The organism is Bifidobacterium sp. MSTE12, assembly GCF_000513015.1.
In the GTDB taxonomy this organism is placed as follows: domain Bacteria; phylum Actinomycetota; class Actinomycetes; order Actinomycetales; family Bifidobacteriaceae; genus Bifidobacterium; species Bifidobacterium dentium.
The window spans coordinates 73,289-96,281 of record NZ_AZYA01000007.1; the positions used below are offsets into that span (position 1 = coordinate 73,289).

Annotated in this window: 21 protein-coding genes and 3 tRNA genes; 19 read left to right on the forward strand and 5 right to left on the reverse strand. The window is 60.8% G+C overall.

Annotated features, from left to right (window positions below; all coding sequences use genetic code 11):
* Window positions 1-4 precede the first annotated feature (4 nt).
* From pstS to HMPREF1494_RS01105, 5 genes are all read left to right on the forward strand, one after another.
* Window positions 5-1,132, forward strand: a complete 1,128-nt coding sequence (gene pstS, locus HMPREF1494_RS01085; protein WP_012901871.1) for a phosphate ABC transporter substrate-binding protein PstS — start codon at window positions 5-7, stop codon at window positions 1,130-1,132.
* Window positions 1,133-1,279: 147 nt separating this feature from the next.
* Window positions 1,280-2,233 (forward strand): phosphate ABC transporter permease subunit PstC, encoded by a 954-nt coding sequence (pstC, locus tag HMPREF1494_RS01090; protein ID WP_003837446.1) that lies wholly within the window; start codon window positions 1,280-1,282, stop codon window positions 2,231-2,233.
* Window positions 2,230-3,228, forward strand: coding sequence for a phosphate ABC transporter permease PstA (gene pstA / locus HMPREF1494_RS01095; protein ID WP_034518625.1), 999 nt, complete (start codon window positions 2,230-2,232; stop codon window positions 3,226-3,228). The genes pstC and pstA overlap by 4 nt, the downstream gene beginning before the upstream one ends.
* Window positions 3,229-3,299: 71 nt before the next feature.
* Window positions 3,300-4,079 carry a phosphate ABC transporter ATP-binding protein PstB gene (gene pstB, locus HMPREF1494_RS01100; protein ID WP_003837442.1) on the forward strand — a complete coding sequence of 260 codons (780 nt, stop codon included), beginning with the start codon at window positions 3,300-3,302 and terminating at the stop codon, window positions 4,077-4,079.
* A 340-nt stretch (window positions 4,080-4,419) separates the two neighbouring features.
* The gene (locus tag HMPREF1494_RS01105) at window positions 4,420-5,325 is read left to right on the forward strand and encodes a metal ABC transporter solute-binding protein, Zn/Mn family (protein WP_003837440.1); all 906 of its coding nucleotides are present in this window, start codon (window positions 4,420-4,422) and stop codon (window positions 5,323-5,325) included.
* 184 nt (window positions 5,326-5,509) lie between these two features.
* On the opposite strand, the gene HMPREF1494_RS01110 is transcribed toward HMPREF1494_RS01105, so the two are convergent.
* On the reverse strand, window positions 5,510-6,898 hold the full coding sequence (locus tag HMPREF1494_RS01110; RefSeq protein ID WP_003845143.1) for an NCS2 family permease: 1,389 nt from the start codon (window positions 6,896-6,898) through the stop codon (window positions 5,510-5,512).
* Window positions 6,899-7,359: 461 nt separating this feature from the next.
* On the opposite strand from HMPREF1494_RS01110, the gene rplJ reads away from it, so the two are divergent.
* The 6 genes from rplJ (at window position 7,360) to HMPREF1494_RS01140 (ending at window position 15,455) form a co-directional block, all read left to right on the forward strand.
* Window positions 7,360-7,881 (forward strand): 50S ribosomal protein L10, encoded by a 522-nt coding sequence (gene rplJ, locus HMPREF1494_RS01115; protein ID WP_003837432.1) that lies wholly within the window; start codon window positions 7,360-7,362, stop codon window positions 7,879-7,881.
* A gap of 111 nt (window positions 7,882-7,992) precedes the next feature.
* A complete protein-coding gene (rplL, locus tag HMPREF1494_RS01120) occupies window positions 7,993-8,373 on the forward strand; it encodes a 50S ribosomal protein L7/L12 (RefSeq protein ID WP_003836061.1) in 381 nt (126 codons plus the stop codon).
* Window positions 8,374-8,622: 249 nt separating this feature from the next.
* Window positions 8,623-9,933 (forward strand): MATE family efflux transporter, encoded by a 1,311-nt coding sequence (locus tag HMPREF1494_RS01125; RefSeq protein ID WP_171843658.1) that lies wholly within the window; start codon window positions 8,623-8,625, stop codon window positions 9,931-9,933.
* Between the two features lie 151 nt (window positions 9,934-10,084).
* Entirely contained in the window at window positions 10,085-11,554 is a 1,470-nt protein-coding gene (locus HMPREF1494_RS01130) for an FHA domain-containing protein (RefSeq protein ID WP_231495287.1), read from the forward strand.
* Between the two features lie 8 nt (window positions 11,555-11,562).
* Window positions 11,563-15,186 (forward strand): helicase, encoded by a 3,624-nt coding sequence (locus HMPREF1494_RS01135; RefSeq protein ID WP_003837427.1) that lies wholly within the window; start codon window positions 11,563-11,565, stop codon window positions 15,184-15,186.
* A gap of 62 nt (window positions 15,187-15,248) precedes the next feature.
* Window positions 15,249-15,455, forward strand: coding sequence for a hypothetical protein (locus HMPREF1494_RS01140; protein ID WP_175279300.1), 207 nt, complete (start codon window positions 15,249-15,251; stop codon window positions 15,453-15,455).
* 59 nt (window positions 15,456-15,514) lie between these two features.
* Here the strand turns inward: HMPREF1494_RS01140 and HMPREF1494_RS01145 are convergent, their stop codons facing one another.
* The 3 genes from HMPREF1494_RS01145 to HMPREF1494_RS01155 form a co-directional block, all read right to left on the reverse strand.
* A complete protein-coding gene (locus HMPREF1494_RS01145) occupies window positions 15,515-16,156 on the reverse strand; it encodes a flagella basal body P-ring formation protein FlgA (RefSeq protein ID WP_034518639.1) in 642 nt (213 codons plus the stop codon).
* A 112-nt stretch (window positions 16,157-16,268) separates the two neighbouring features.
* Entirely contained in the window at window positions 16,269-16,451 is a 183-nt protein-coding gene (locus tag HMPREF1494_RS01150) for an FmdB family zinc ribbon protein (RefSeq protein ID WP_003842662.1), read from the reverse strand.
* Window positions 16,452-16,581: 130 nt separating this feature from the next.
* Window positions 16,582-17,226 carry a 5-formyltetrahydrofolate cyclo-ligase gene (locus HMPREF1494_RS01155; protein WP_034518642.1) on the reverse strand — a complete coding sequence of 215 codons (645 nt, stop codon included), beginning with the start codon at window positions 17,224-17,226 and terminating at the stop codon, window positions 16,582-16,584.
* 95 nt (window positions 17,227-17,321) lie between these two features.
* On the opposite strand from HMPREF1494_RS01155, the gene HMPREF1494_RS01160 reads away from it, so the two are divergent.
* The 3 genes from HMPREF1494_RS01160 to groES all read left to right on the forward strand — a co-directional run bounded on the left by HMPREF1494_RS01160 (window position 17,322) and on the right by groES (window position 19,719).
* Window positions 17,322-17,948: a GNAT family N-acetyltransferase gene (locus HMPREF1494_RS01160; protein WP_206690083.1), complete on the forward strand. Its 627-nt coding sequence runs from the start codon at window positions 17,322-17,324 to the stop codon at window positions 17,946-17,948.
* Between the two features lie 298 nt (window positions 17,949-18,246).
* The gene (locus HMPREF1494_RS01165) at window positions 18,247-19,209 is read left to right on the forward strand and encodes a hypothetical protein (protein ID WP_231495288.1); all 963 of its coding nucleotides are present in this window, start codon (window positions 18,247-18,249) and stop codon (window positions 19,207-19,209) included.
* 216 nt (window positions 19,210-19,425) lie between these two features.
* Entirely contained in the window at window positions 19,426-19,719 is a 294-nt protein-coding gene (groES, locus tag HMPREF1494_RS01170; RefSeq protein WP_003842657.1) for a co-chaperone GroES, read from the forward strand.
* A gap of 105 nt (window positions 19,720-19,824) precedes the next feature.
* Here the strand turns inward: groES and HMPREF1494_RS01175 are convergent, their stop codons facing one another.
* Entirely contained in the window at window positions 19,825-21,069 is a 1,245-nt protein-coding gene (locus HMPREF1494_RS01175; RefSeq protein WP_034518652.1) for a trans-sulfuration enzyme family protein, read from the reverse strand.
* 179 nt (window positions 21,070-21,248) lie between these two features.
* On the opposite strand from HMPREF1494_RS01175, the gene HMPREF1494_RS01180 reads away from it, so the two are divergent.
* The 5 genes from HMPREF1494_RS01180 to HMPREF1494_RS01200 all read left to right on the forward strand — a co-directional run bounded on the left by HMPREF1494_RS01180 (window position 21,249) and on the right by HMPREF1494_RS01200 (window position 22,964).
* Window positions 21,249-21,330: transfer RNA gene (locus HMPREF1494_RS01180), tRNA-Tyr, on the forward strand.
* A gap of 1 nt (window position 21,331) precedes the next feature.
* Window positions 21,332-21,403, forward strand: a tRNA-Thr gene (locus tag HMPREF1494_RS01185).
* Window positions 21,404-21,408: 5 nt separating this feature from the next.
* Window positions 21,409-21,482 (forward strand) — tRNA-Met (locus HMPREF1494_RS01190).
* A gap of 51 nt (window positions 21,483-21,533) precedes the next feature.
* Window positions 21,534-21,704 (forward strand): 50S ribosomal protein L33, encoded by a 171-nt coding sequence (gene rpmG, locus HMPREF1494_RS01195; RefSeq protein WP_003807891.1) that lies wholly within the window; start codon window positions 21,534-21,536, stop codon window positions 21,702-21,704.
* A 60-nt stretch (window positions 21,705-21,764) separates the two neighbouring features.
* A complete protein-coding gene (locus HMPREF1494_RS01200; protein WP_034518655.1) occupies window positions 21,765-22,964 on the forward strand; it encodes an FAD-binding protein in 1,200 nt (399 codons plus the stop codon).
* Window positions 22,965-22,993: the final 29 nt, after the last annotated feature.

A 22,993-nucleotide genomic window follows, 5' to 3' on the forward strand; every position in this document is an offset into this window, starting at 1 on the left:
AACAATGCGTAACTCCATTCTCGTACGCTCCATCGCCGCCGTGTCCGGCATCGTGATGCTGGCTTCCGTCGCGGCCTGCGGTGACAACACCGCCGCCACCGATTCCTCCTCGGCCAAGTCCAGCACCACGACCGAAGCCGTGTCCGGCAACTTCCAGGGTGCAGGCGCCTCCTCCCAGCAGGCAGCCGTCGAGGCTTGGATCGCCGGCTTCCAGGGCACCAACCCGGACGCCAAGGTCGCCTACAACCCGTCCGGCTCCGGCGCAGGCGTCTCCACCTTCCTGACCGGCGCCACCGCATGGGCCGGCTCCGATGCCGCCCTGAGCGATGACGAGGTCGAGCAGTCCAAGAGCGTGTGCGCTTCCGGCAATGCCTTCGACATTCCGGTCTACATCTCCCCGATCGCCGTCGTGTTCAACCTCAACGGCATTTCCGGCAAGGGCAAGACCCTGAACATGGACGCCGAGACCATCGCCAAGATCTTCGACGGCAAGATCACCAAGTGGAACGATGACGCCATCAAGCAGCAGAACCCGAAGGTCGACCTGCCTGATCTCGACATCACCGTCGTGCACCGTTCCGACAAGTCCGGCACCACCAAGAACTTCCTGAGCTACGTCAAGGATGCCGCCGGCGACGCCTGGAGCTACGAGCTTGGCGAGAACTGGCCGAACGAGGTCGGCCAGGGCGCCAAGGGCACCTCCGGTGTGATTTCCACCGTGCAGCAGGCCGACGGCACCATCGGCTATGCCGATGCCTCCCAGGCCGGTGAGCTCGGCACCGTGGCAGTGAAGGTCGGCGACGATTACGTGCCGTTCTCCGCCGAAGCCGCCGCCAAGGTCGTGGATGCCTCCCCGCTCGACGAGTCCGCCACCGGCGACAACCGCGTGGTCGTCAAGCTCGACCACAACACCACCGAAAAGGGTGCCTATCCGATCGTGCTGGTCTCCTATGATGTCGCCTGCCCGGCATACAAGGACGCCAACACCGCCAAGTTCGTCAAGTCCTGGCTCACCTATGTGGTCAGCGACGAAGGCCAGCAGACCGCTGCCTCCGCAGCAGGTTCCGCCCCGCTGTCCGACACCATGCGCCAGAAGGTCCTCAAGTCCATCGACGCCATCGAGACCAAGTGAGCGAACGGTTCCGGTGACCGGCAACTGATCGCATAATTCAGGCCGCAGCCGCAGCAAAACGTGGCTGCGGCCTGAAGCGGTACTTACGGTATGCCGTCCGGAATCCAATCGCAAGGCTCGTAAACATACGCAAGTTAAGGAGAACCCGTGAGTTCGCAAAGCAAAACGGCTCAGCAGCCGGTAAGCGGCAAGAACGCGGATAAGGTGTTCAAGGGCGTGGCCTACGCCTGCGGCATCCTGATCCTCGTGGTGCTCGCCGCCGTCGCGCTGTTCCTGCTGTTCCGTGCGTGGCCGCTGATCGGCGGCGACCAGAAGGCCAACAGCGCCACCATCAGCAACTTCACCGGCGGCAAGGCCACAAACTTCTGGGGCTACGTCGGACCGCTGCTGTTCGGTACCGTACTGATCTCCGCCCTGGCACTGCTGATTTCCTTCTTCGTGTCGGTCGGCATCGCACTGTTCATCTCGCATTACGCACCCAAGAAGCTCGCTACGGCGTTGAGCTATGTGGTCGATCTGCTCGCCGCGATCCCGTCCGTGATCTACGGCCTGTGGGGCGGTCTGATTCTGGTGCCGGCCATCTACCCGTTCTGGAACTGGGTGGCCAAATATCTTGGCTGGATCCCGCTGTTCCAAGGCCCGGCCGCCAATCCTTCCCGTACCGTCGCCACTGTGGCCGTGGTGCTCGCCGTCATGATTCTGCCGATCATCACCTCCATGTCGCGAGACATCTTCATGCAGACCCCGCGTCTGCAGGAGGAGGCCGCTCTTGCGCTTGGCGCCACCAAGTGGGAGATGGTCAAGCTCGCCGTGCTGCCGTTCGGCAAGTCGGGTGTTGTTTCCGCCTCCATGCTGGGCCTGGGACGTGCGCTCGGTGAGACGATGGCCGTGCTCATGATTCTTTCCCCGGGGCTCAACTACTCCATCAAGCTGTTGCAGGCCTCGCAGAACCAGACGATCGCCGCGAACATCGCCGCCCAGTATCCGGAGGCCAACGATCTTGGCGTTTCCGTGCTGATCGGCACCGGCCTGGTCCTGTTCCTGATTACCTTCGTGGTGAACTTCATCGCCCGTAAGCTCACCGAGAAAGCGAGTGCATGATGTCTGCCGCGCAAAACAACGCTTCGCCGATGGACGGCGCTCCCGTCATCGACTTCGACAAGTTCAAGCCGACCCGCTCCTTCACCGCCGCACGCAAGCGCAAGGATCTGGTGATGAGGGTCCTCATCGCCCTCGCTTTCATCGTGGCCCTGGTTCCGCTGATCTCGGTGCTGCTGACCACCATCATCAACGGCGTCAAGCGACTGAACCTGAACTTCCTGAGCTATAACATGACCGGCGTGGTCGGCGGCAATCCTACCCCGTCCGGCGGTTACGGCGGCATCCTGCACGCCATCATCGGCACGCTGGAGATCACGTTCGGCGCCATGGTCATCTCCATCCCGATCGGCCTGATGTGCGCCGTGTATCTGGTGGAATACTCCAACCGTGGCAAGCTCGCCCGCGTGATCACCCTGCTCGTCGACGTGATGAGCGGCATTCCGTCCATCGTGGCAGGCCTGTTCGCCTTCTCGATGTTCACGATCCTGATCGGACCGGGCACCATCAACGGTTTCGAAGGTTCCGTGGCTCTCTCCCTGCTGATGCTGCCGACCGTGGTCAAGTCCTCCGAAGAGATGCTCAAGATCGTGCCGCACGATCTGCGTGAGGCCTCCTATGCGTTGGGCGTCACCAAGCAACGTACGATCACGAAGATCGTGTTGCGTACCGCATTGCCGGGCATCGTTTCCGGCGCGATCCTCGCCGTCGCGCGAGTGATCGGCGAAACCGCGCCGTTGCTGATGACCGCAGGCTACATCGCCTCCACGAACGTCAACCTCTTCTCCGGCCAGATGACCACCCTTCCGGTGTACGTCTACCAGGAATATTCCAAGCTCAACGCGAACTGCCCGGCTTCCGCCGACGCCTCGTGCGTGACCACCATCCCGATGGAACGTGCCTGGGCCGCCGCTCTCGTGCTGATCCTCATCGTGCTCATCCTCAACCTCATCGGACGTCTTGTGGCGAAGGTCTTCGCCGTCAAGTCGGAGCGCTGATCCCGGAGCCGTCGCGCAAGGCGCGGCTGAGGGTAGTCTGAAACTTAGCAAATAAATCATAAGGAACTCAAATGGGACAACGTATTGATGTCAATCATCTGAACATCTACTACGGCGACTTCCTGGCCGTGGAAGACGTGAACATCAACATCGAAGCCAACAAGGTCACCGCATTCATCGGGCCTTCCGGATGTGGCAAGTCCACCGTGCTGCGCACGCTCGACCGCATGCACGAGATCATCCCGGGCGCTCACTGCGAAGGCGAGGTGCTGCTCGAAGGCAAGAACCTGTACGACAAGGACATCGACCCGGTGGCGGTGCGCCGTGATGTCGGCATGGTGTTCCAGCGTGCGAATCCGTTCCCGACCATGTCGATTCGTGAGAACGTGCTTGCCGGCGTGAGGCTCAACAACCGCAAGATTTCGAAGTCCGACGCGGACGATCTGGTCGAGTGGGCCCTGCGTGGTGCCAACCTGTGGAACGAAGTCAAGGATCGCCTTGACAATCCGGGCATCGGTCTGTCCGGTGGTCAGCAACAGAGGCTTTGCATCGCCCGTGCCGTGGCAGTGCATCCGCAAGTGCTGCTTATGGATGAGCCGTGCTCCGCACTCGATCCGATTTCGACCCTGGCCGTCGAGGATCTGATCAACGAGCTGAAGAACGACTACACCATCGTGATCGTGACGCACAACATGCAGCAGGCCGCCCGTATCGCCGACTACACCGCCTTCTTCAACCTGAAGGCCGTCGGTCAGCCGGGTCATCTCGAGTACTTCACCGATACCACCACGATGTTCAACAACCCGCAGAACGAAGAGGCCGAACGCTACGTTTCGGGACGTTTCGGCTGATCGGCAAAGCCAATCTGCCGAAACGTAGCGACGGTCCGGCGGGCCGTCGCAAGCTAGCTTGAGCTAGTCAGCGGATTGTGCTTCGCGAAGCGAAGTTCCGTAATTGCACGTTTCGGCTGATCGGCAAAGCCAATCTGCAAGGCTCCCGCAGGAATCCCACCTGCGGGAGCCTTGGTATACGCGCCTCCTTCTCGTGGTCTCCTACTCCTGACCTATGGCGATGCCTATCCGATAATCGTTGGAAAGCAAGGACTCGGTCCCGGCGACACGCATTGTTGAGAATCATTCTCATTTTGCGCTATGATGATTGCGATACATAGGTTTGAGCAGGAAGAACATCATGAAGCGTATGGTACAAAGGGCGGTCTCGGTGGTTGCGGCGATCACCATGCTTTCGGCATTGGGTGCGTGCGGCGGCGGTCAGTCCGCGAATGGTTCCGATGAGGACGCCATCAACGTGGTGGCCTCCGTCAATCAATGGGGCACCGTGGCGAAGGCCTTGGGCGGTGGTAACGTCAACGTGACCAGCATCATCAATTCCACGAATGTGGAAGCGCACGACTATGAACCGACCACCGCGGACATCGCCAAGTTGCAGAAGGCGCAGGTGATCGTCGTCAACGGCGCCGACTATGACTCGTGGGCCGTGAAGGCGGCGAAGTCCACCAAGGCGAACGTCGTCAACGCGGCCGAGGTGAGTGGCAAGAAGAGCGGCGATAACCCTCATGTCTGGTTCTCCGCGCAAGTGCGCGAAGACACGGCCAAGGCGATCACCGCAGCCTACAAGAAGGCCGTTCCGAGCAAGGCCGATGATTTCGACAAGCTGTATGAGCAATGGCAGTCCAAGGAGAACGATCTCGCCAAGAGCATCGCCGAGGTCAAGAAAACCGCTGATGGGCTGACCTATGCGGCGACTGAATCCGTGGCCGATTATCTGGCGAGCGACCTTGGGCTGAAGGACGTGACGCCGACCGGTTATGCACAGGCCACCGCCAATGAAAGCGAACCGACGCCAACCGACATCAAGCAGTTCACCGACGCATTGGAATCCGGTGAGATCAAACTACTGGTCGTCAATACACAGGAGGAGACCGATCTGACCGGCAAGATCACGGACGCGGCGAAGTCCGCGAACGTGCCGATGGTGGAACTCACCGAACAGATGCCGGACAAGTATGATTCGCTGACTGCGTGGATGGAGGGTCTGATCGACGAATTCAGCGCGGCCATTCAGCAGGCGGGCTGATGCTCGTTCCTGCCGCGGTCGGTTTGGGTCGGGTCGGCAAGTCCCCGCCGGCCGTACGCATGAACGCGTCGTGAATGCAACAGTGCACATAACGGTGCATATCAACATGGGCGACTCACCGCACGGTGGAGTCGCCCATGTCGTGTATTCGGAAGCGATCCGGACTTGGAACGCCCGAGGATGACTACAGAATCGCAGTCACTACGAAGTCCAGGATGAACAGGATCGCCACTACCCAGATCACCGGATGTACGTCCTTGGCCTGCTTCTTGCAGGTCTTGACGATGCAGTAGGTGATGAAACCGCCGGCGATGCCGTAGGAGATGGAGTAGCTGAACGCCATGAACACGGAGGCGAAGAACGCCGGAATGGCTTCGGAAATGTCGCCCCACTCGATTTCCTTGAGCGAGGAGGCCATCATGCAGCCGACCACGACCAACACGCCTGCGGTTGCGGCGCTCGGCACGGCGGAAATGACCGGGGACAGGAATGCGGACAGGGCGAAGCAGACGGCTACGACCACGGAGGTCAGACCGGTGCGGCCGCCGGCGGCGATGCCTGCGGAGGACTCCACGTAGGTGGTGGTGTTCGAGGTGCCGCAGATGGCGCCGATGGAAGTGGCGATGGAGTCGGCGAACAGGGCCTTATCCATCTTGGAGGAGAAGCCGGAGCCGTTCTCAAGGGCCTCTTCGTCAGCGGCGGAGAAGATGCCGGTGCGGCGTCCGGTGCCGATGAAGGTGCCGATGGTGTCGAAGGTGTCGGACATGGAGAACGCGAAGATGGTCAGAATGATCATCGGCAGCTTGGCCACGTCGGAGAACAGCGCCGGGAAGCCGTCGGCGGTGAAGATCACGCCGAAGGTCTGCGGCAGCTGGGCGAAGGTCTCGGAGATGGACACGGAGTTGGCCATGGTGGTCTGACCCATCGGGATGCCGATGATGGCGGTCAGGGCGATGGCGAGCAGCATGCCGCCGCGTACCTTGAGTACGGTGAAGGCCACGGCCAACAGCAGACCGATGAGGAACAGCCAGATGGTCGTATTGTTCATGACGGCCAGGCCGGGGGTGGCCTGTACGGTGTCGCCGCTCTTGGCGTCGGCCTTGGTGGTGAAGGTGAAGAAGCCGACGTTCAGGAAGCCGACGTAGGCCACGAACAGGCCGATGCCGCCGCCGATGGCGTTCTGCAGCACTTCCGGGATGGCCTTGATGATCATCTTACGGATTTTGGTGACGGTGATGATGATGTTGATCAGGCCGCACAGGAACACCATGCACAGCGTCTGCTGCCAGGAGAAGCCGAGGCCGAAGCACACGGTGTAGGTGAAGAAGGCGTTCAGGCCCATGCCGGCGGCCTGCGCGTACGGAACGTTGGCGAACAGGCCCATCACGAGCGTGCCGATGATGGCCGCGATGATGGTTGCCAGGAACACGCCGCCCCACGGCATGCCGGTCTGCGACAGGATCTGCGGGTTGACGATGATGATGTACGACATGGCGAAGAACGTCGTCAGACCGGCCACGATTTCCGTGGATACGGTGGTGCCGTTCTCCTTCAGATGGAAGAACTTTTCCATATTCTCTATCTCTATCTTTCTTGGGTTGGTAGGAGCGGGCCGGCTTGTGCGGGGCTTGCTCCGGCGAGAATCGCGACTCGCCTGGAATCATAGGATTCCGAACGAGCCCAACCGTAGCACTTCCATGAGTCATGCACATTGCGTGAATCTTCCGAGAGAGGCTCGAGAGGCTCCTTCGGTTTTCGCTGGATTCCGATTGTCGGCCGGACACGACACGCCTGGAGCGTGTTAGTCCAGCGTCATCCGTAAGTTATTCATCTGTAAACCACAGACCGTTGGTTGGAGTGTGCAAACACTCACGAAGTTTGGTTCGCCAAGCCAACGCAGGTTGAAGAACATACGCCCGTCAAGGGTATGCCGTTTAGCGGTCGAATGTTGCTCTGCCTGCGTGCAGGGCTTTTTTGTTGCCCGGCGAGACGTTCCGAACCTCACAGTCAATGGCCGACTAAGGAAGGAACGCCATGAAGAGGCCCGAAAAGGAAGCGGTGGTCGCCCAGCTTACGGATAAGTTCCGTGACGCTGATGCTATCTACCTGACCGAGTACCGCGGGCTTACCGTTCCGCAGATCTCTGAACTGCGTGAAAAGCTAGGCCGCGATACTTCCTACACTGTGGCTAAGAACACGCTGATTCGCATCGCAGCCAAGGAAGCTGGCATCGAAGGTCTCGACGAGATCCTCGCCGGCCCGACCGCTGTGACCTTCGTGAAGGGTGACTTCATCGAAGCTGCGAAGACCCTGCGTGACTTCGCCAAGACCAACAAAGCACTGATCATCAAGGGCGGCTATGCTGATGGCACCGTCTACGATGCCGAAGGTGCTCAGAAGCTGGCAGACCTCAAGTCTCGCCCGCAGCTGCTCGCCGAATTCGCCGGCGACATCAAGGCTACGATGTCCAAGGCCGCGTACCTGTTCAACGCTCTGCCGACCAAGGCCGTGCGTACGATCGATGCGCTGCGCGAGAAGCAGGAAAAGGCTGCCTGATTTCACTGCGGCTCGCCGCGTGAATCGACAACTGAAAAGAAAAGATACAAATTTTAGGTGACGGTTACCTCTTCAATTTGACCCCGTCGCCAAGAATGAAAGGAAGCCATTATGGCTAAGTACACCAACGATGAGCTGCTCGAAGCTTTCGGTGAGATGACCCTGGTTGAGCTCTCCGAGTTCGTCAAGGCCTTCGAAGAGAAGTTCGACGTCGAGGCTGCCGCTCCGGCCGCCGTCGCCGTTGCCGCTCCGGGCGCTGCTGCTCCGGCTGAGGAAGAGAAGGATGAGTTCGACGTCATCCTGTCCGCCGTTGGCGACAAGAAGATCCAGGTCATCAAGGCCGTCCGCGCCATCACCTCCCTGGGTCTGGCCGAGGCCAAGGCTCTGGTCGACGGCGCTCCGAAGGCCGTTCTGGAGAAGGCCAAGAAGGAAGACGCCGAGAAGGCCAAGTCCCAGCTCGAAGAAGCCGGCGCTACCGTCGAGCTCAAGTGATTCGCGCGGCTTGAAGCCGCAATCACCATGCTTGGAGAAAACCCCGTTTGCCGTGTGGCAAACGGGGTTTTCCGCTATATGCGCAACCTTGGCAACCGTTGGTATGAGGCGGATTGCACGCGGTGGCCGTTCGCCGGTCGGGGAAACACAGGGTCGTCAAAGAGTGGGTGAGTATGGTGTGGCGGCGTGAACAGCAAGCAATCTCAAAAAACCAAAACCAAGAAGGATGCCGATGCCGAATATGCGGAAATGACACAGGGTCCGCTCCGCTCACTGATCATCAGGCTCGCCGTCCCGGCAATCATCTCCAATCTCGTAACCACCATCTACAGCCTGTCCGACACGTTCTTCATCGGACGTCTCGGTACCGCGCAATCCGGCGCCATGGGCATCGCCTTCAGCGTGATGACCGTAATCCAGGCCATGGGATTCTTCTTCGGCAATGGCGCCGGTAATTCCATGAGTCGCGAGCTTGGCAAACACAACGACGCACGTGCGGCCAGACTGCTCTCCGTCGGGTTTGTCGGAGCCCTTGCCTCAGGCCTGGTCATCACCGTGGTCGGATTGGCCACGCTACACCCGCTGGTGCGCATGCTCGGGGCGACTCCTACGATCGAGCCATACGCCGTAACGTATCTGATACCGCTGCTCGTCGCAGCTCCGATGATGTGCGGATCCTTCGCCTTGAACTGCCTGCTGCGCTATCAGGGCCTCGCTTCGCTCGCCATGATCGGATTGGTCACCGGTTCGGTGCTGAATCTCGTATTGGAACCGGTATTCATCTTTCTGCTGCACATGGGCATGTTCGGCGCCTCATTGGCGACGGCGATCTGCCAGACCATCAGTTTCGTCATTCTTGCAGCGCTCGGCATGACATACGGCGTGGTACATTTCTCGTTGCGGCAATGCCGGATTACCGTTCCGCTCGCCCGCGAGATCGCCGGTGGCGGACTGCCTTCCATGATTCGCAACGCGGCCGGTACGCTCGCCGTCACCTGCGTGAACATCGCCGCCAATCCGTTCGGTGACGCGGCCATCGCCGGTATGGCCATCGTCATGCGCATCATGCTTGGCGCGAACTCCATCATGATCGGTCTTGGACAGGGCTTCCAGCCCGTTTGCGGGTATAACTACGGCGCCGGTCTCCATCAACGGGTGATGAAGGGATTTTGGTTCTGCGTGAAGGTCGCGACCATCGCGATGCTTGCCTTCGCCGCGATCATATGGATTACGGCACCCGATCTGGTGCGCGTCTTCCGTGACGATGCCGCAGTGGTGACGGTCGGTACCGCCGCGCTTCGGTTCCAATGCTGCACATTGGCGTTGAACGGATACAACATGATGGCCAACACCATGCAGCAGACCATCGGCAAAACCGTGGCCGCCTCCTTCCTTGCCTTCTGCCGTCTGGGACTGTTCCTCGCGCCGACCGTGCTCATCCTGCCGCATGTGTTCGGCATCACCGGAGTGGAATGCGCCCAGTGCGTCTCGGATGTGCTGACGTTGATCTGCACCATTCCGGTGCACAGGCGCATCCTTGACGGATTGAAGCAATCGTAAATCGCGCTCTGAGCGGTCCGGAGGGCGAAAGTCACCACTACAATGAGGGAAATAGGCGGAAGTTGTCAATTTGACGCGTCATAATCCTCCATAACATGGTGAAGCATGACACAATGGCAGTAGTGTTGTGTGCGAAAGGAAGGCCGGAACGGTGAGCGAAGATCAACGAACGGCGCAGCAGTGGATCGTCGGGGTCGGTGAAAGCGACCTGAAAACGGTGAAATCCGGCGAAAGCGTCGAACTTGGACGCAAACCGCTGCGGCCGCTGGCGGATGACGGATATTCCCGTCTCGATATCGCGGATTCCAACAAGTCGATGTCGAAGCGTCATGCGGTGTTCGCCGTGGACGATAACGGCACCGCGACCATCCGTGATCTGAACTCCACCAACGGTTCGTTCGTGGTACGTCCGAACGGTGAACTGATGCGCCTGCCCTCCGATGTCGATTTCATGTTGCCGAGCTCGCCGATCACCATGCAGTTCGGTGATGTGAAGGTCACGTTCCGTCGTGAGCGAGTCGCTGCCGATGCCGAAGCGAAGCCGGCGGTGGCCGATCTGTTCGATTATGCGCTTGCCGATGAGGGACCGCAGGAGCCCGATGCGGCCGACATGTCGGTGGATGACATTCTGAATCTGCGTGCCGGCGAACCGACCGCGCTGTTCAACGCCCGTAATGTGGCCTCTCGCGTGGACGCGCTGCATAAGGCCGAGCGGCAATCCTTTGCGCCGGTACGCGTCGGCGAGGCCGAATATGAAGTACTGCCGTCGGTATCGCTGGTGCAGCCGCAGGATGAGGCGCACGACGATGCTCCGCGCGATTTGTTCGCCGATGCGCAGGCGGAAGCCGATGCGCGAGCCGAACGGGATCGGGAGGACGTCGAGCTGACCGACGCCATCGACCGTGCCAAGGCGCAGGCCGCCACCGTACAGGGCGTCAATGAGGCATTGGCCGCCGATGCCGCGAAGTCGGATGCGCTCGCACAATTGAAGTCCGACACCATTGCCGTGAATGACCTGTTCGGTGCCAGGAATGCCGATCGGCAGCAGGATGAGTCCGATGCCCGGCAGGATTCGCTGAATCTGCCGGAACATGGGCAAGATGAAGAGCAGAGCGAACCGACCCAAGAGCGGCAAGAGGAGCCGGTCGAACCCGTCGAACAGTCACAGCCGGTGCAGGAGACGGTCGCCGAGCGGGCTGAGCAGGCCGAATCATCCGACCGATCCGACGATGAGCGGCCTCAGGTAAGCGCCGACGACGAACGATTCCGCCCGTCGGCGTCACAGAACGATATCGAGCCGTCCATCGATGCGACCGTGACGTTCACTCCGGTATTCGAACCGGGATCCGTATTCGATCGCGTGTCCAAAGGTGGTTTCGTCAAGCAGGAGCAGACCATCGAGGTCGACGGCCTGACCTCCGATGAAGCCAAACGTACCGATGACTTCACCGTGCAGTTCGAGATGGCACGCCATCCGCAGTTGCTGCCGTTCCTCGCCATGAACCCGTCGCTGTACGATGATCTGTACGCATGGCTGTCGGCATTGGGCAATCAAGATATCGACGCAGCCCTGTCTCGCAATCCTGGGTATGCGGAATACCGTAAAGCGGTAGGGAAGTGAGTCAACACATGAGCGAAAGCAATGAGCGGTCCACCACTGCGCTGGACCGCATTCGCGGCTGGCGTGAGCAGTACCGTCTGGGATTGTCGCCTTCCCCGCTTGAAGACGTGACGCAACTGACCGCGCAGCTGGACCTGACGCATGCCCACCCCTCCGGCATCGCGCAACTGTTCGCCAGCGGGCATGTCACGTTGGATTCGCTGTTTCGCGACAACGGCATGCTGCGTGCGGCCGGCCGCCGCGTGGAACGCGTGATTGACGATCGTGAGACGAAAAGCCGTATCAGCGGTGTGGGCGAACTGTCGCTGGTCGTAGGCGTGGCCACATGGAAGGGCAATCAGGTACCGGTGCTCATGTACCCGGTCGAAGTGCGCCGGACCGGCAAAACCGCCGAAAGCGGCACCACCATCGCCTTTACCGGCCGCGTACGCCTGAACGCCTCCTTCGCCGCCGTCATGCGTGAACATAACGTTGCCCTTGATGAGGCCAAGCTGTTCGATGGCTCCAACTACGAGAGCGGCACTCCCGAAACCTCGGCGGTGTTCTCCGCCATCACCGCGCGCGCGACTTCGGCATTCCCGGATTTCGAGATTGAGCGTCATATCATTCTCGGATGCTTCATGGATCCGTCCACACAGATGCTGGTGGAAAGCCAGAAGATCATCGACCAGTTGGCGCAAGGGCCTACCGGCAATACCGTGCTGGACGCGCTCGCAGGAGACAAGGCCGCCCGTGACGCGCTGAATAATGCCGATATCGCCGAATACAGCCCGTTTGATGGCGATCCGCACGGTGAATATGAGGTCGGCGATGTCAGCAACACCGTTCGCTACGCCGCACAGATTGCCGCTTCCGGGCATTCGCTGTTCGTTGACAGTTCCATCGGCAACAACACAGCCGAACAGGCCGCAGCCATCGCCTCGCGTTGCGTGATGAGCGGCCGGTCCGTGCTGTATGTGCCGTGCGTCACCAATCAGCGGCGTCGTTTTGCGCAGGCCATCAACGCCAATGAGATGGGCGGGCAACTGCTCGACATCGCCGACGACGGCGCCAACGCGGCCATCGACCGCCAGCTGATTGCGGCGGTCGGATTCCAGTCGGGCGTCGCCACCTCTCGTTTCGATCAGTTGGCGGACGAACTGGTGGGCGTACGTTCCCGCCTGACCCGATACTTGGGCGATCTGCACGGGGTCAGCCAGGAATGGGGCGTTTCCGCCTACCAGACCATTCAGAACCTGGCACAGATCGCCGTGTTGCCCACGCGTCCGACCACGCATGTGCGCCTGAGCAAGCAGGCTGCCCACGCCATCAGCGACAAGATGGAGGATTGGGCCGTCAAGATGCAGCGCGCCGGCGAACTTGGCGAATATTCGATCACCGAAAAGGACACCGCCTGGTTCAAGGCCTCCATCTATTCCGAGGAAGAGGCCGTCAGTGCTCATCAGCGCGTGGTCGAACTGCTGCGCAAGGTGCTTCCCGCCACCCGTGAACAGGTGGCCAGCACCGTGCAGACCTGTGGTTTCCCGATTCCGACCACCGCGCAGGAGTGGGGCCGCCAGGTCATGGTGCTCAAGAATCTGCGCCGCGTGCTTGACGTGTTCCAGCCGGAGATCTTCGAACGTGACATCGTCTCCATGATCGAGGCCACCAAGCCGAAGGCCGAGCGCAAGGCCGAAGGCAGCTCCATGGGATTCTGGGAGCGCCGCCGCCATATCAAGGAAGCCAAGGGCCTGCTACGTGTCGGCGCACAGGTGGAGAACCTGCATGATGCCTTGCAGGTGGTGGCCAAGCAGTCGGAACAGTGGCACATGTTCGTGCCGCACGGTGGTTGGCCGGTGCTGCCCGCCAAGCTTGACGACATTTTGGAAACCCAGGACGAGCTGACCCGCGATATGACGGCCCTGAATACGATTCTGGCCACCACGCCGATGGGCGGCAGCTTGGAGACCGTGGACTTCAATCAGGTCGAGGAGCGTCTCAAAGCCCTGTACGACGATCATCAGTCGCTTGACACCCTGCCGGAGCGTGCCCGTCTGGAACGTGAATTCCATGACATCGGGCTTGACGAGTTGGTGGAGGATCTACGCAATCGCGGCATCGACGACAATGCCGTGGCCGGCGAACTGCAGCTGGCTTGGTGGACCACGGTGTTCGAAGACATCGTGCGTTCCTCCGCGATCATCTCCAACCAGGACGGTTCGGCTCTGCAGGCCGCAGCGGATCGATTCGCCCAGGTGGATGTGGAGCATGTGCGCTCCGTCGGGCCCATGGTGGCGCAGGAATCCATGCGCCGGCTGTGCGACATGCTGTTCTCCCGCACGCAGGAGGCCAATCTGCTGCATACCACGCTTGCCGGTTCCCGCAGCGTGTCGTTGAATCGCCTGCACAAGGAGCATGCCCAGATCCTCGCCGCGGCCAAGCCGATTCTCATGGCCACCCCAGCCACGCTTGCCGCGGTCACCGATCCCGCTCCTCTTGCCGATGTGGTGATCGTCGATGCGGGTGCGCATATTCCGTCCGTGGAATTGATGAGCATCGTCTGCCGTGCGCAGCAGGTCGTGGTGATCGCGCATCGCGAAACCGTCACCTCCGACAGCGTACGGTCGCTGATCGCACTGCTGCCGAGTGTGAAGATCGCCGACCGTCCGGTTCGTCGTGCGCCGAAACTCGGTGCCTTCCTCGAATCCGAAGGTTATGGATCGCTGTCGCTTGACGTGGCTCGTGAGGGTTCTCAGGGCGAAGTCGCCTACCATTACATCGAAGAGGCCAACGGCGTGCCCGTCATGACCTCCGGACTGGTGGAGAGCAGCCAGCAGGAGATCGACGAAGTGGTTCGCATCATCACGCAGCGTGCCGCCTCGTTCACCATCGTGCCCGCCTCCTACACCCTGACGGTGGTGGCGCTCACCCATACGTTCCGTACCCGATTGGGGGCCGAGCTCAAGGCGATGGCCACCAAGAACAAGGCGATGGGACTGTTCCTGCGCCATGTACGTATCGTGGACATCACCGATGTCGCCGGAGCCCACACCACCGACGCCATAGTGGCGATGTGCTATGCGAAGACCTCGCATGGCCGCCTGTTGCAGCAGTTCGGTGCGCTTGAAGCCGAAGGCGGCCGCGGCATGTTATTGGATGCGCTGGCCGTTGCCGATCGTCATGTCGATATCGTCTCCGCATTCTCCTCGACGGACATGGATGACGAGCGCCTGCACCAATCCGGTCCGAAGATGCTCAAGACCGTGCTGCGCTGGGCCGAGCAGCTTGACGATCGTCCGGTACGCCCGTCGGAGAACGAGTCCGGCACCAACATTCTGTTCAACGACTTGGCCGACCGTATTCGTGCCCGTGGCCTGAAGGTCGCCGTCGATTACGGATTCGATCGCGGTACCAGGCTGCCGCTGGTCGTGGGATTGCCCGACAAGCCGTTCTCGTTGGCCGTGCTGACCGATGATGCCCAGTTCATGGGACTGCAGTCCACCAGGCAACGCCACCGCGTGCTGTTGCAGGACATCGAATCGTTGGGATGGTCCGTGATGACCGTGTGGAGCGTCGGCGCGTTCGTCAATCCCGATAAGGAAGTCGACCGTATCGTGGCGCGTCTGAGCGATATCTACCAGGAGGGCAAGTGAGCGAAGCGGCTTCCGACAAGGAGCGTTCCGGGCAGGAGTCCGTCGACGGTCCGGCCGTACGAGTGGTATCCGGATACTGCGCATCTCGTCGCACTCCGCGCAAGCATAAGCGTGTGGTACGGCAGGGCACTGAGCTCTTCGATGCCGATGGCGTAAAGCTCGAACCGTCGGACGTGCTCACCGACCGGCAGCGTGCGGCGGATGACGACAAACGCATCCTCACCGAACTGCCCCCTCACTGGGGCGTCTTCTCCGAACGCGGTCATTGATCCCGGTCGTCCGCCCGGGGCGTTCCGGACGGGCAAGACGCGGCGGGCGTGAGTAGAAGCTACCGGGTGACGGCAATGATGGCGGCATACTCCTGTACTTGCAGCACGGCCGCCGCTTCATCCGGCGACATGGCGAACGTCGCCGTGGCCATGCCATTGGCGTCTTTGGCGGGCTTGCCGATCACCATCGCCCGTGACGCAAGCTCGCGCAGCGCTCCGCCATCATCGCCGGCATCTCCTTGCGCAGGCACGGCGCCGGAAAGCGTCACTTCATCGCCGACGTCGAGCTCGTCGATGGAGCTGGCCAATCGCACGTCGACCGCCGTATGGCCTTGCGGAATCATGGGAGAGGCGCGTGCCATCGTTGCCGTGACGATGCCGCCGTCGGGAATGTCGATTTGCGCGACCATGCCCGTAACGTCATCAATCGTATGGAATGCGTTATTCCAGGCGGCATCGTATGGGATGTCTCTTACGGCGACGACGGAGGCCGTGATCGTGTCGCCGCGGCGGATGCGTTGGGTCGTCACGACTGCGGGACGGGTTTCAACCGTCGACCGCAGGCACTGTAACCCCAGGAACACAGCCAATCCCGCGCATAATGCGGCCAACAGGCGACGCAATCGTGCGTTCCGAAGCGGATTCCTGGCCAGGCGGCGCATGGACGGCTGATTCGTCAGATTATGCAAACAGGTCATCATGCGAGCATGATGACCTGTGGGAATATGATCGCGCAAGCCGGATCAGGGGTTGTGGTCGAAGGATGGGGGTTATCCACATCATCGGCGTGTCGCGTCTGGCTCCGGGCCCTGTCTACTTGGATTTATCCGTGCGGTAGAAGCCGGAACCCTTGAATTCGATCGGAACGGCGGAATAGACCTTACGCACCTGCTCCTCGCCGCACTTCGGGCACACGGTAATCGGGTCGTCGCTGAACGACTGCTGTTCGGTGAAATCGTAATTGCAGTTCTTGCAACGGTAATGATAGGTAGGCAACGGTTTTCCTCCACAACTTCAAACGGGGTTCACACGGGTTTCGTAACGTGACCATATCCTAGTACGCGCCCTGAGACGGCTTGATGGGGCATTTCACAGAATGTGCGCAGGCGATGCGTGACCGTCGCGTTCATCGAATGGCCATGTACCCGTCCGGGGTGAGCGCCGCATCGACGGGAACGTCGTGCGGCTCGTGCGGTATCGGCGTGCTTGTGGTCTCCCACGGCCAGCAGATCGCCACTACTCGCGCCTTGGCCGCCTTGTATTCCAGTGCGCGGTCGTACCAGCCGCCGCCACGGCCCAGGCGAATGCCGGATGGGTCCACCGCGAAGGCCGGTACGATGATCAATTCGGCATCGCTGAGCGTGTCTGGCCCGCCGGAGGGACTATCCGGTTCCTGCGGACGGCGCGTATTCGGCGAACCGTCATCGCCGCGAACGCTGCGCAACCCTTCCAGATCGTCGAGTTCGCTCCATCCGATGGTCATGCCGGATCCCAATCGGGGCACCAGTACGCGGCATTGCGCGTCAAGCAACGCCTGCAGCAGCGGGGCCATCGCAATTTCGCTACCCATGGAAACGAAGGCGGCCACCGTGGCGAAAGGGTGAATCAGACCTTCGTCACAGGCATGCAGGGCTATGCGCCGGCCGGCCTCGAGGCGTTCCTCGGGTGTGGTGCGTTTGCGTGCGGCGGTGGCCTGATGGCGCATGGCCTGTTTCATGGAGCGCAGTCGTTCGGCTGCCTCCGGGGGCTCGGTCGCTTCGGTCGTGTCCATATCGCCTGTTGTATCACGACATGTTGTATGGAACGTGACGGCGGGGCGGTGGGTGGCACAATAGGTGCGTGACCGTTTTCCAAGCATTCCGCGACATGATATGTCCCATACGGGCCAATGCCATCGCCGTGCCGCAGTTCATACAGTCGCAGGCACTGCAGGTACCGATCCGGCTGCGTCCGCTTACTGCGGATGATGACGACGAATGGAATGAGGTGCGCTGGCGCAACGATGCCTGGTTGCGTCCGTGGGAGTCGGGCGATCCGTTGCACGGCCAGTCGATGTCGTTCGATATGTGGATACGGCGGTTGCGCAGTAACAAGCGTGACGGCACCGGGGTGGTGTTCGTCATGGAACATCAGCGGCGCATCGTCGGCCAGATTTCGCTCGGAGCGATTTGCTACGGCGCGATGCGTACCGGCGTAGTCGGGTATTGGGTGGATGAACGTTGCGCTGGGCGTGGATTCGCGCCGATGGCAGTGACGTTGTTGGCGGATTGGGCCATGTTCGACCCCGACGGGCCGCACCTGCATCGGCTGGAAATTGCACTGCTGCCCGAAAACGCCCGTTCCAGACGTGTCGCCGTCAAGGTAGGGGCGCATTTCGAGGGGGTGCGCCGCGCCTACATGTATGTCAATGGGCGGTGGCGCGATCATGAGACCTACGCCATGACATCCGAGGACGCCCCCAACGGTTTCACGGCTAGGCTGATGACTGCGTAGGCCCGACACGCCCGAAACGGATGTGGCCAGATTGTCAGAAAGTCACCTATTCTTGTGACCTATGGGTTATGAGTCGTTAAGCACGGTGGTCGTGCTTGCGATTGTCGTGATTCTCATGGTTGGATGGCTGCCCCGACGGACGGTCAAAGGCATGAAGCGAGTGATCGAACATCGCGAAGACCGGTTTTCGCCGTCGTTGCATCTTGTGGATGCCGATAGCGGGACGAGGTTCTCCGACGTGAGCACGCCGCAGGCGAAAGGGGCTATAATGCAGTCTTCCGAGGCTCAGGGGGGCAGGATGTCCGAAGAGCATATCGCCCAAGTGCGCACCCTTCGCCGAGCTGCGATCCGGCGACGTCGAATCATCGTCGTTGCGCTGGCCGTGACGACGATTGCGGTGATCGTCGCAGCGGTTGCGTTGCATTTCAGCGCATGGTTCGCGCTTATTCCGGCGGTCATGCTGGTTGCGGTGATGGCCCTTGGCGTGCGTGCCGCCAAGCAGGCGAGGGATTGGGAGCAGAAAGTCGCCCGATATCGTTCCCGGATGAGGAAGCAGGCCGCCGCCGAACGTGAGCGTGCGCGTGCCGAGCAGGCGGAACGTAGGAGACTGCATGATGCGGAACTGGCCGAAGCGCGCAGGATTGCCGAAACGCAGGTTCCGACCGATGTGATGCCGGAAGGGGAGATTCGCCAGGCCGTCGAACGCGGCAAGGCGGACCGTGATCGTGCGTTGAACAAGCGCAAGCAGGAGGCCGCGGCGAAGGCCGAGGTTGCGCCGGAAGCCACTCCGGACCGGCGGAACGCCGGTCTGTCCATTCATGACGAACGTGACAAGCAGCAGGATATGGCTGAACATGCCGAGGACAAGCCGGTTTCCAAGGAGATTTCCGTACCGGACCAATCCTCACAGGATTTGATTTCGTTCTCGCTGGGAGCTCCGCGCAACGGTGTGGAAGTCAGGCAGGCCGTGCCGGAAAGCATGGAAATCAAGTCCACCAGGCAGGTCGCCAAGGCCATACCGCCGGTCAGGCCGGTTGAGCAGGCCGAACCCGTCGAACCGTTGATCGCGCCTTCCGATGCCATGAGCGACATGGATGAAGATGAGAGCGGGGCGCGTGTCGAGGCTGGCGTGCAGCTCAACGAGGTCAGTGTCAAGGACTTTCATGATACGGAGGTCAGTGCCGAGGTGACGGCTCCCGATGCCACCTCCGATTCGCTTGGCACCGGTTTGGAAGCCATTCTGGCCCGTCGTGGCGCGTGAGGCGCATAAACGTGTCGAAGCCTGAAACCGCATGGTTTCAGGCTTTTTCATAGGGTTTCTCTCTCAGCATTAGCACTCGAGTTGGCAGAGTGCTAATAATCGCGCTAGAGTATATCCCAGCGCGAAAAGGACGACGCCGTAAGTGATCGTCAGCCTCTTGCTAGCGGGTCCCGGCGCGGTAAGTATCGATTTCTCTTAAGAAAGAGGAGGTCCACAGTGTCGATCTCACTCACACCGTTGGAAGACAAGATCATCGTCAAGCAGGCGGAAGCCGAGACCCAGACCGCTTCCGGTCTGTTCATCCCGGACAACGCCAAGGAGAAGCCGCAGCAGGGCGAAGTCCTGGCCGTCGGCCCGGGCCGTCGTAACGACGCCGGCGAGCGCATTCCGGTCGACGTCAAGGTCGGCGACAAGGTGCTGTATTCCAAGTACGGTGGCACCGAAGTGCACTATCAGGGTGAGGATTACCTCATCGTGGCCGCCCGCGATATTCTGGCCATCCTCGGCTGAGCGTAGCGTAGCGCCGTTTGTTCATGACGAAGCCCCGTTCCTGTGTGGGAACGGGGCTTCGCTCGTTTTGTGGCTTCTGTGTTGCGGTTTCCCGATCGGGAATCGCTATTCCATCAATCCGGCTTCCGTGAGTGCGTGGTCGATGTCTCGGATCAGATCGTCGGTGTCTTCGAGTCCGACTGCAAGGCGGAAGAAGCCCTGATGGAACTCCTGCGGGTACAGGTATTGGCGTTCGTCGTCTTCTCCGAGGAACACGATCAGGCTCTCGTCATGTCCGAGCGAGACCGCCGAGGTGATGACGTTGAGCTTGGAGACGAACCGGTTGTGGCCTTCGTGGTCCGTATTGAGCCCGAAGGCGAGTACGCCGCCGTATCCGGCCGCCGGGTGGGCCTTCTGGCTGGTTGCCACGGTGTGTCCCGGGTGTGATTCGAGTCCCGGATAGCTGACGAACCGTCCCGCGTCGATCCGTTCGAGATGTTCGGCGATGGCCTGTGCCGAGGCGTTGTGCTGCTTCATGCGCAGCGGGAGCGTTACCGTGCCTCGGTTGATCAGCCATGCGTTGAACGGGCTGATGATGCCGCCGTAGTTGACCTGGGCGGTGAAGCGGATTTCGTCGGTTCGGGCCTTGGTGGTGGCTATCATGCCGCCGAGGGCGTCTCCATGGCCGTTGATGTATTTGGTGAGGCTCTCCACCACGATGTCCGCGCCGAGTTCCAGCGGGCGTACGTTGTACGGCGAATTGAAGGTGTTGTCCACGCTGACGAGGATGTCATGGCCAAGCCGTTCCTGCGCCTCGCGGGCGATTGACGTCACGCTCGCTATGTCGGTGACCTTCAGGGTCGGGTTGGCTGGCGTCTCCAGATGAATCAGCTTGGTGTTCGGCTTGATGGCGTTGAGTACGTTGGCCGGGTCGGAGGTGTCGACGATGGAGGTTTCGATGCCGTACTTCTCGGGCAGAATCTGGTTGAGGAGCCGGTATGCGGCGATGTATGTCGTGTCGGAGAAGATCGCATGGTCGCCCCGGTTGAGGAAGGTGGTGAAGGTGGCGGCGAGTGCGGCCACGCCTGAGGCGAGCACGACGGCGTCCTCGGCTCCTTCGAGATTGGCGAGTTTCGCCTCGAGATAACGCTGGTTCGGGTGTCCGTTGCGCGTATAGAGGTTCACGTCCGAGCTTGACCAGTTGATGTCGCTCGGGTCATAGGGCAGTGCGTAGGCGTTGGCCAGGGTGATCGGCCGTCGGATCGCTCCGGTCTCCTTGTCCACGCCGTTGCCGAGGTGGATGGATTTGGTGCCGAAGCCGAGCGGCTGGTCGTCGAATGATTGTCCGTGGTGTACGAGTTCTGAAGTCATGGGAAAAGTCTTGCAGAGGCTCGTTTCGTTTTGGAGACGAACGTGTTACGTAAAAAGCGCGGGATTCCAACGATTATGAGGGGTCCGGCCATGTGCGACACGCCGTATTTGCGTTTATCGGAGGGGTCGTGGCATACTAAACGGGTTGCCGGTTGGGGTTCAAACCAAACAGGCAGCACGGCGGATTTCCCAAGCGGTCAAAGGGAACTGACTGTAAATCAGTCGCCTCGTGCTTCAGTGGTTCGAATCCACTATCCGCCACGCCTCGATAGCTCAGTGGTAGAGCACTTCCTTGGTAAGGAAGAGGTCGTGAGTCCGATTCTCACTCGAGGCTCTCATGGCGGGATAGCTCAGCTGGCTAGAGCGTACGACTCATAATCGTAAGGTCAAGAGTTCGAGTCTCTTTCTCGCTACAAAGGCCGACGGCATGTCGGTATAGCAACGAACCACAAGAGGTGAACTAGATGGCAAGCAAGAGCGCCGACATTCGTCCGGGCATCACGCTGGCATGCACCGAGTGCAAGGAGCGTAACTACATCACGACGAAGAACCGCCGTAACACGCCGGATCGTCTTGAGCTCAAGAAGTTCTGCTCCCGCTGCGGCAAGCAGACCGTGCATCGCGAGACCCGCTGAGCGAGTTCAACACTTTCAAACCCGACCATTTCGGTCGGGTTTTTGTTATTCTGGAGCACTATGACAAGTTTTGCAGATCTCACCACCATCGGCGTTGGCGGGCCCATCGCCATCTTCCTTGAACCCACTTCGCGTGTCGGCGTCATCGAAGCTGTTGAAGATGCGGATGCCAAGGGACTGCCGTTATGCGTAATCGGCGGCGGCTCCAACATGCTGGTGGCCGACACGCCGTTCAACGGTGTGGTCGTTCGCGACGCACGCCGCAGCATCAACGTGCTTGACGAGGCCGCTCCGGTGGAGAACGGCGAGAGAATCGTACACGTCAATGCCGAAGCCGGCTGCAACTGGGACGATTTCGTGGATTTCTGCGTCGAACTCGGTCTGGAAGGCGTGGAGGGACTGTCCGGAATCCCTGGAACCGTTGGCGCATCGGTGGTGCAGAACATCGGAGCCTATGGCCAGGAGGTCGGTTCCAGCGTGCGCAGCGTGGAGGTCTGGGACCGCAAGGAGAAACGCACCTGCGACCTCACCGCCGAAGATCTGCGCTTCGGCTACCGCATGAGTGCACTTAAGGCCAGCATGTATGCAGCTCCGGCTACGCCGGCCGACGAATTCTTCCCGACCCCCCGATATGTGGTGCTTTCCGTCACCTTCGCCCTGCACCATAGCGATACCGGAGTGGTCGGCTATGGTCAGCTCGCCAAGGCGCTTGGCGTCGAGGTCGGTGATCGTATGAATACCAAGGATATCCGCAACGCCGTGCTTGCGGTGCGTGCCGCCAAGGGCATGCTGGAGGATTCCCACCGCTACCTTGCCGAACCCATGCGCGGTACCAAGAAGGCCGGGCTGGTCGCCATCGCGCATGACGCGCAACGTACCCAGGCCGGCAATGACGAGCCGGATTTCAATCGCCATAGCTGCGGCAGTTTCTTCATGAACCCGATTCTGACGATCGAGCAGGCGGCCGCCCTTCCCGAAGATGCGCCTCGTTTCGACGCGACCCTGCCGGACGGCGAGCCGGGCGTCAAGACCTCCGCCGCATGGCTCATCGATCACGCCGGATTCCACAAGGGCTTCAAAACCGCCGCGACCGCGACCGCTGGCCTGTCCACGTTGCACACGCTGGCGCTGACCAATCGGGGTGGCGCCAGCGCGGCCGACATCGCCGACCTCGCCAAAACCGTGCAGGATGGCGTCGAAGCGGCTTACGGCATCCGCTTGGTACCCGAACCGGTCGTCATCGGCATGGATCTCAAGTGACGCCAATGTGACGGTATCGTTCTATACTT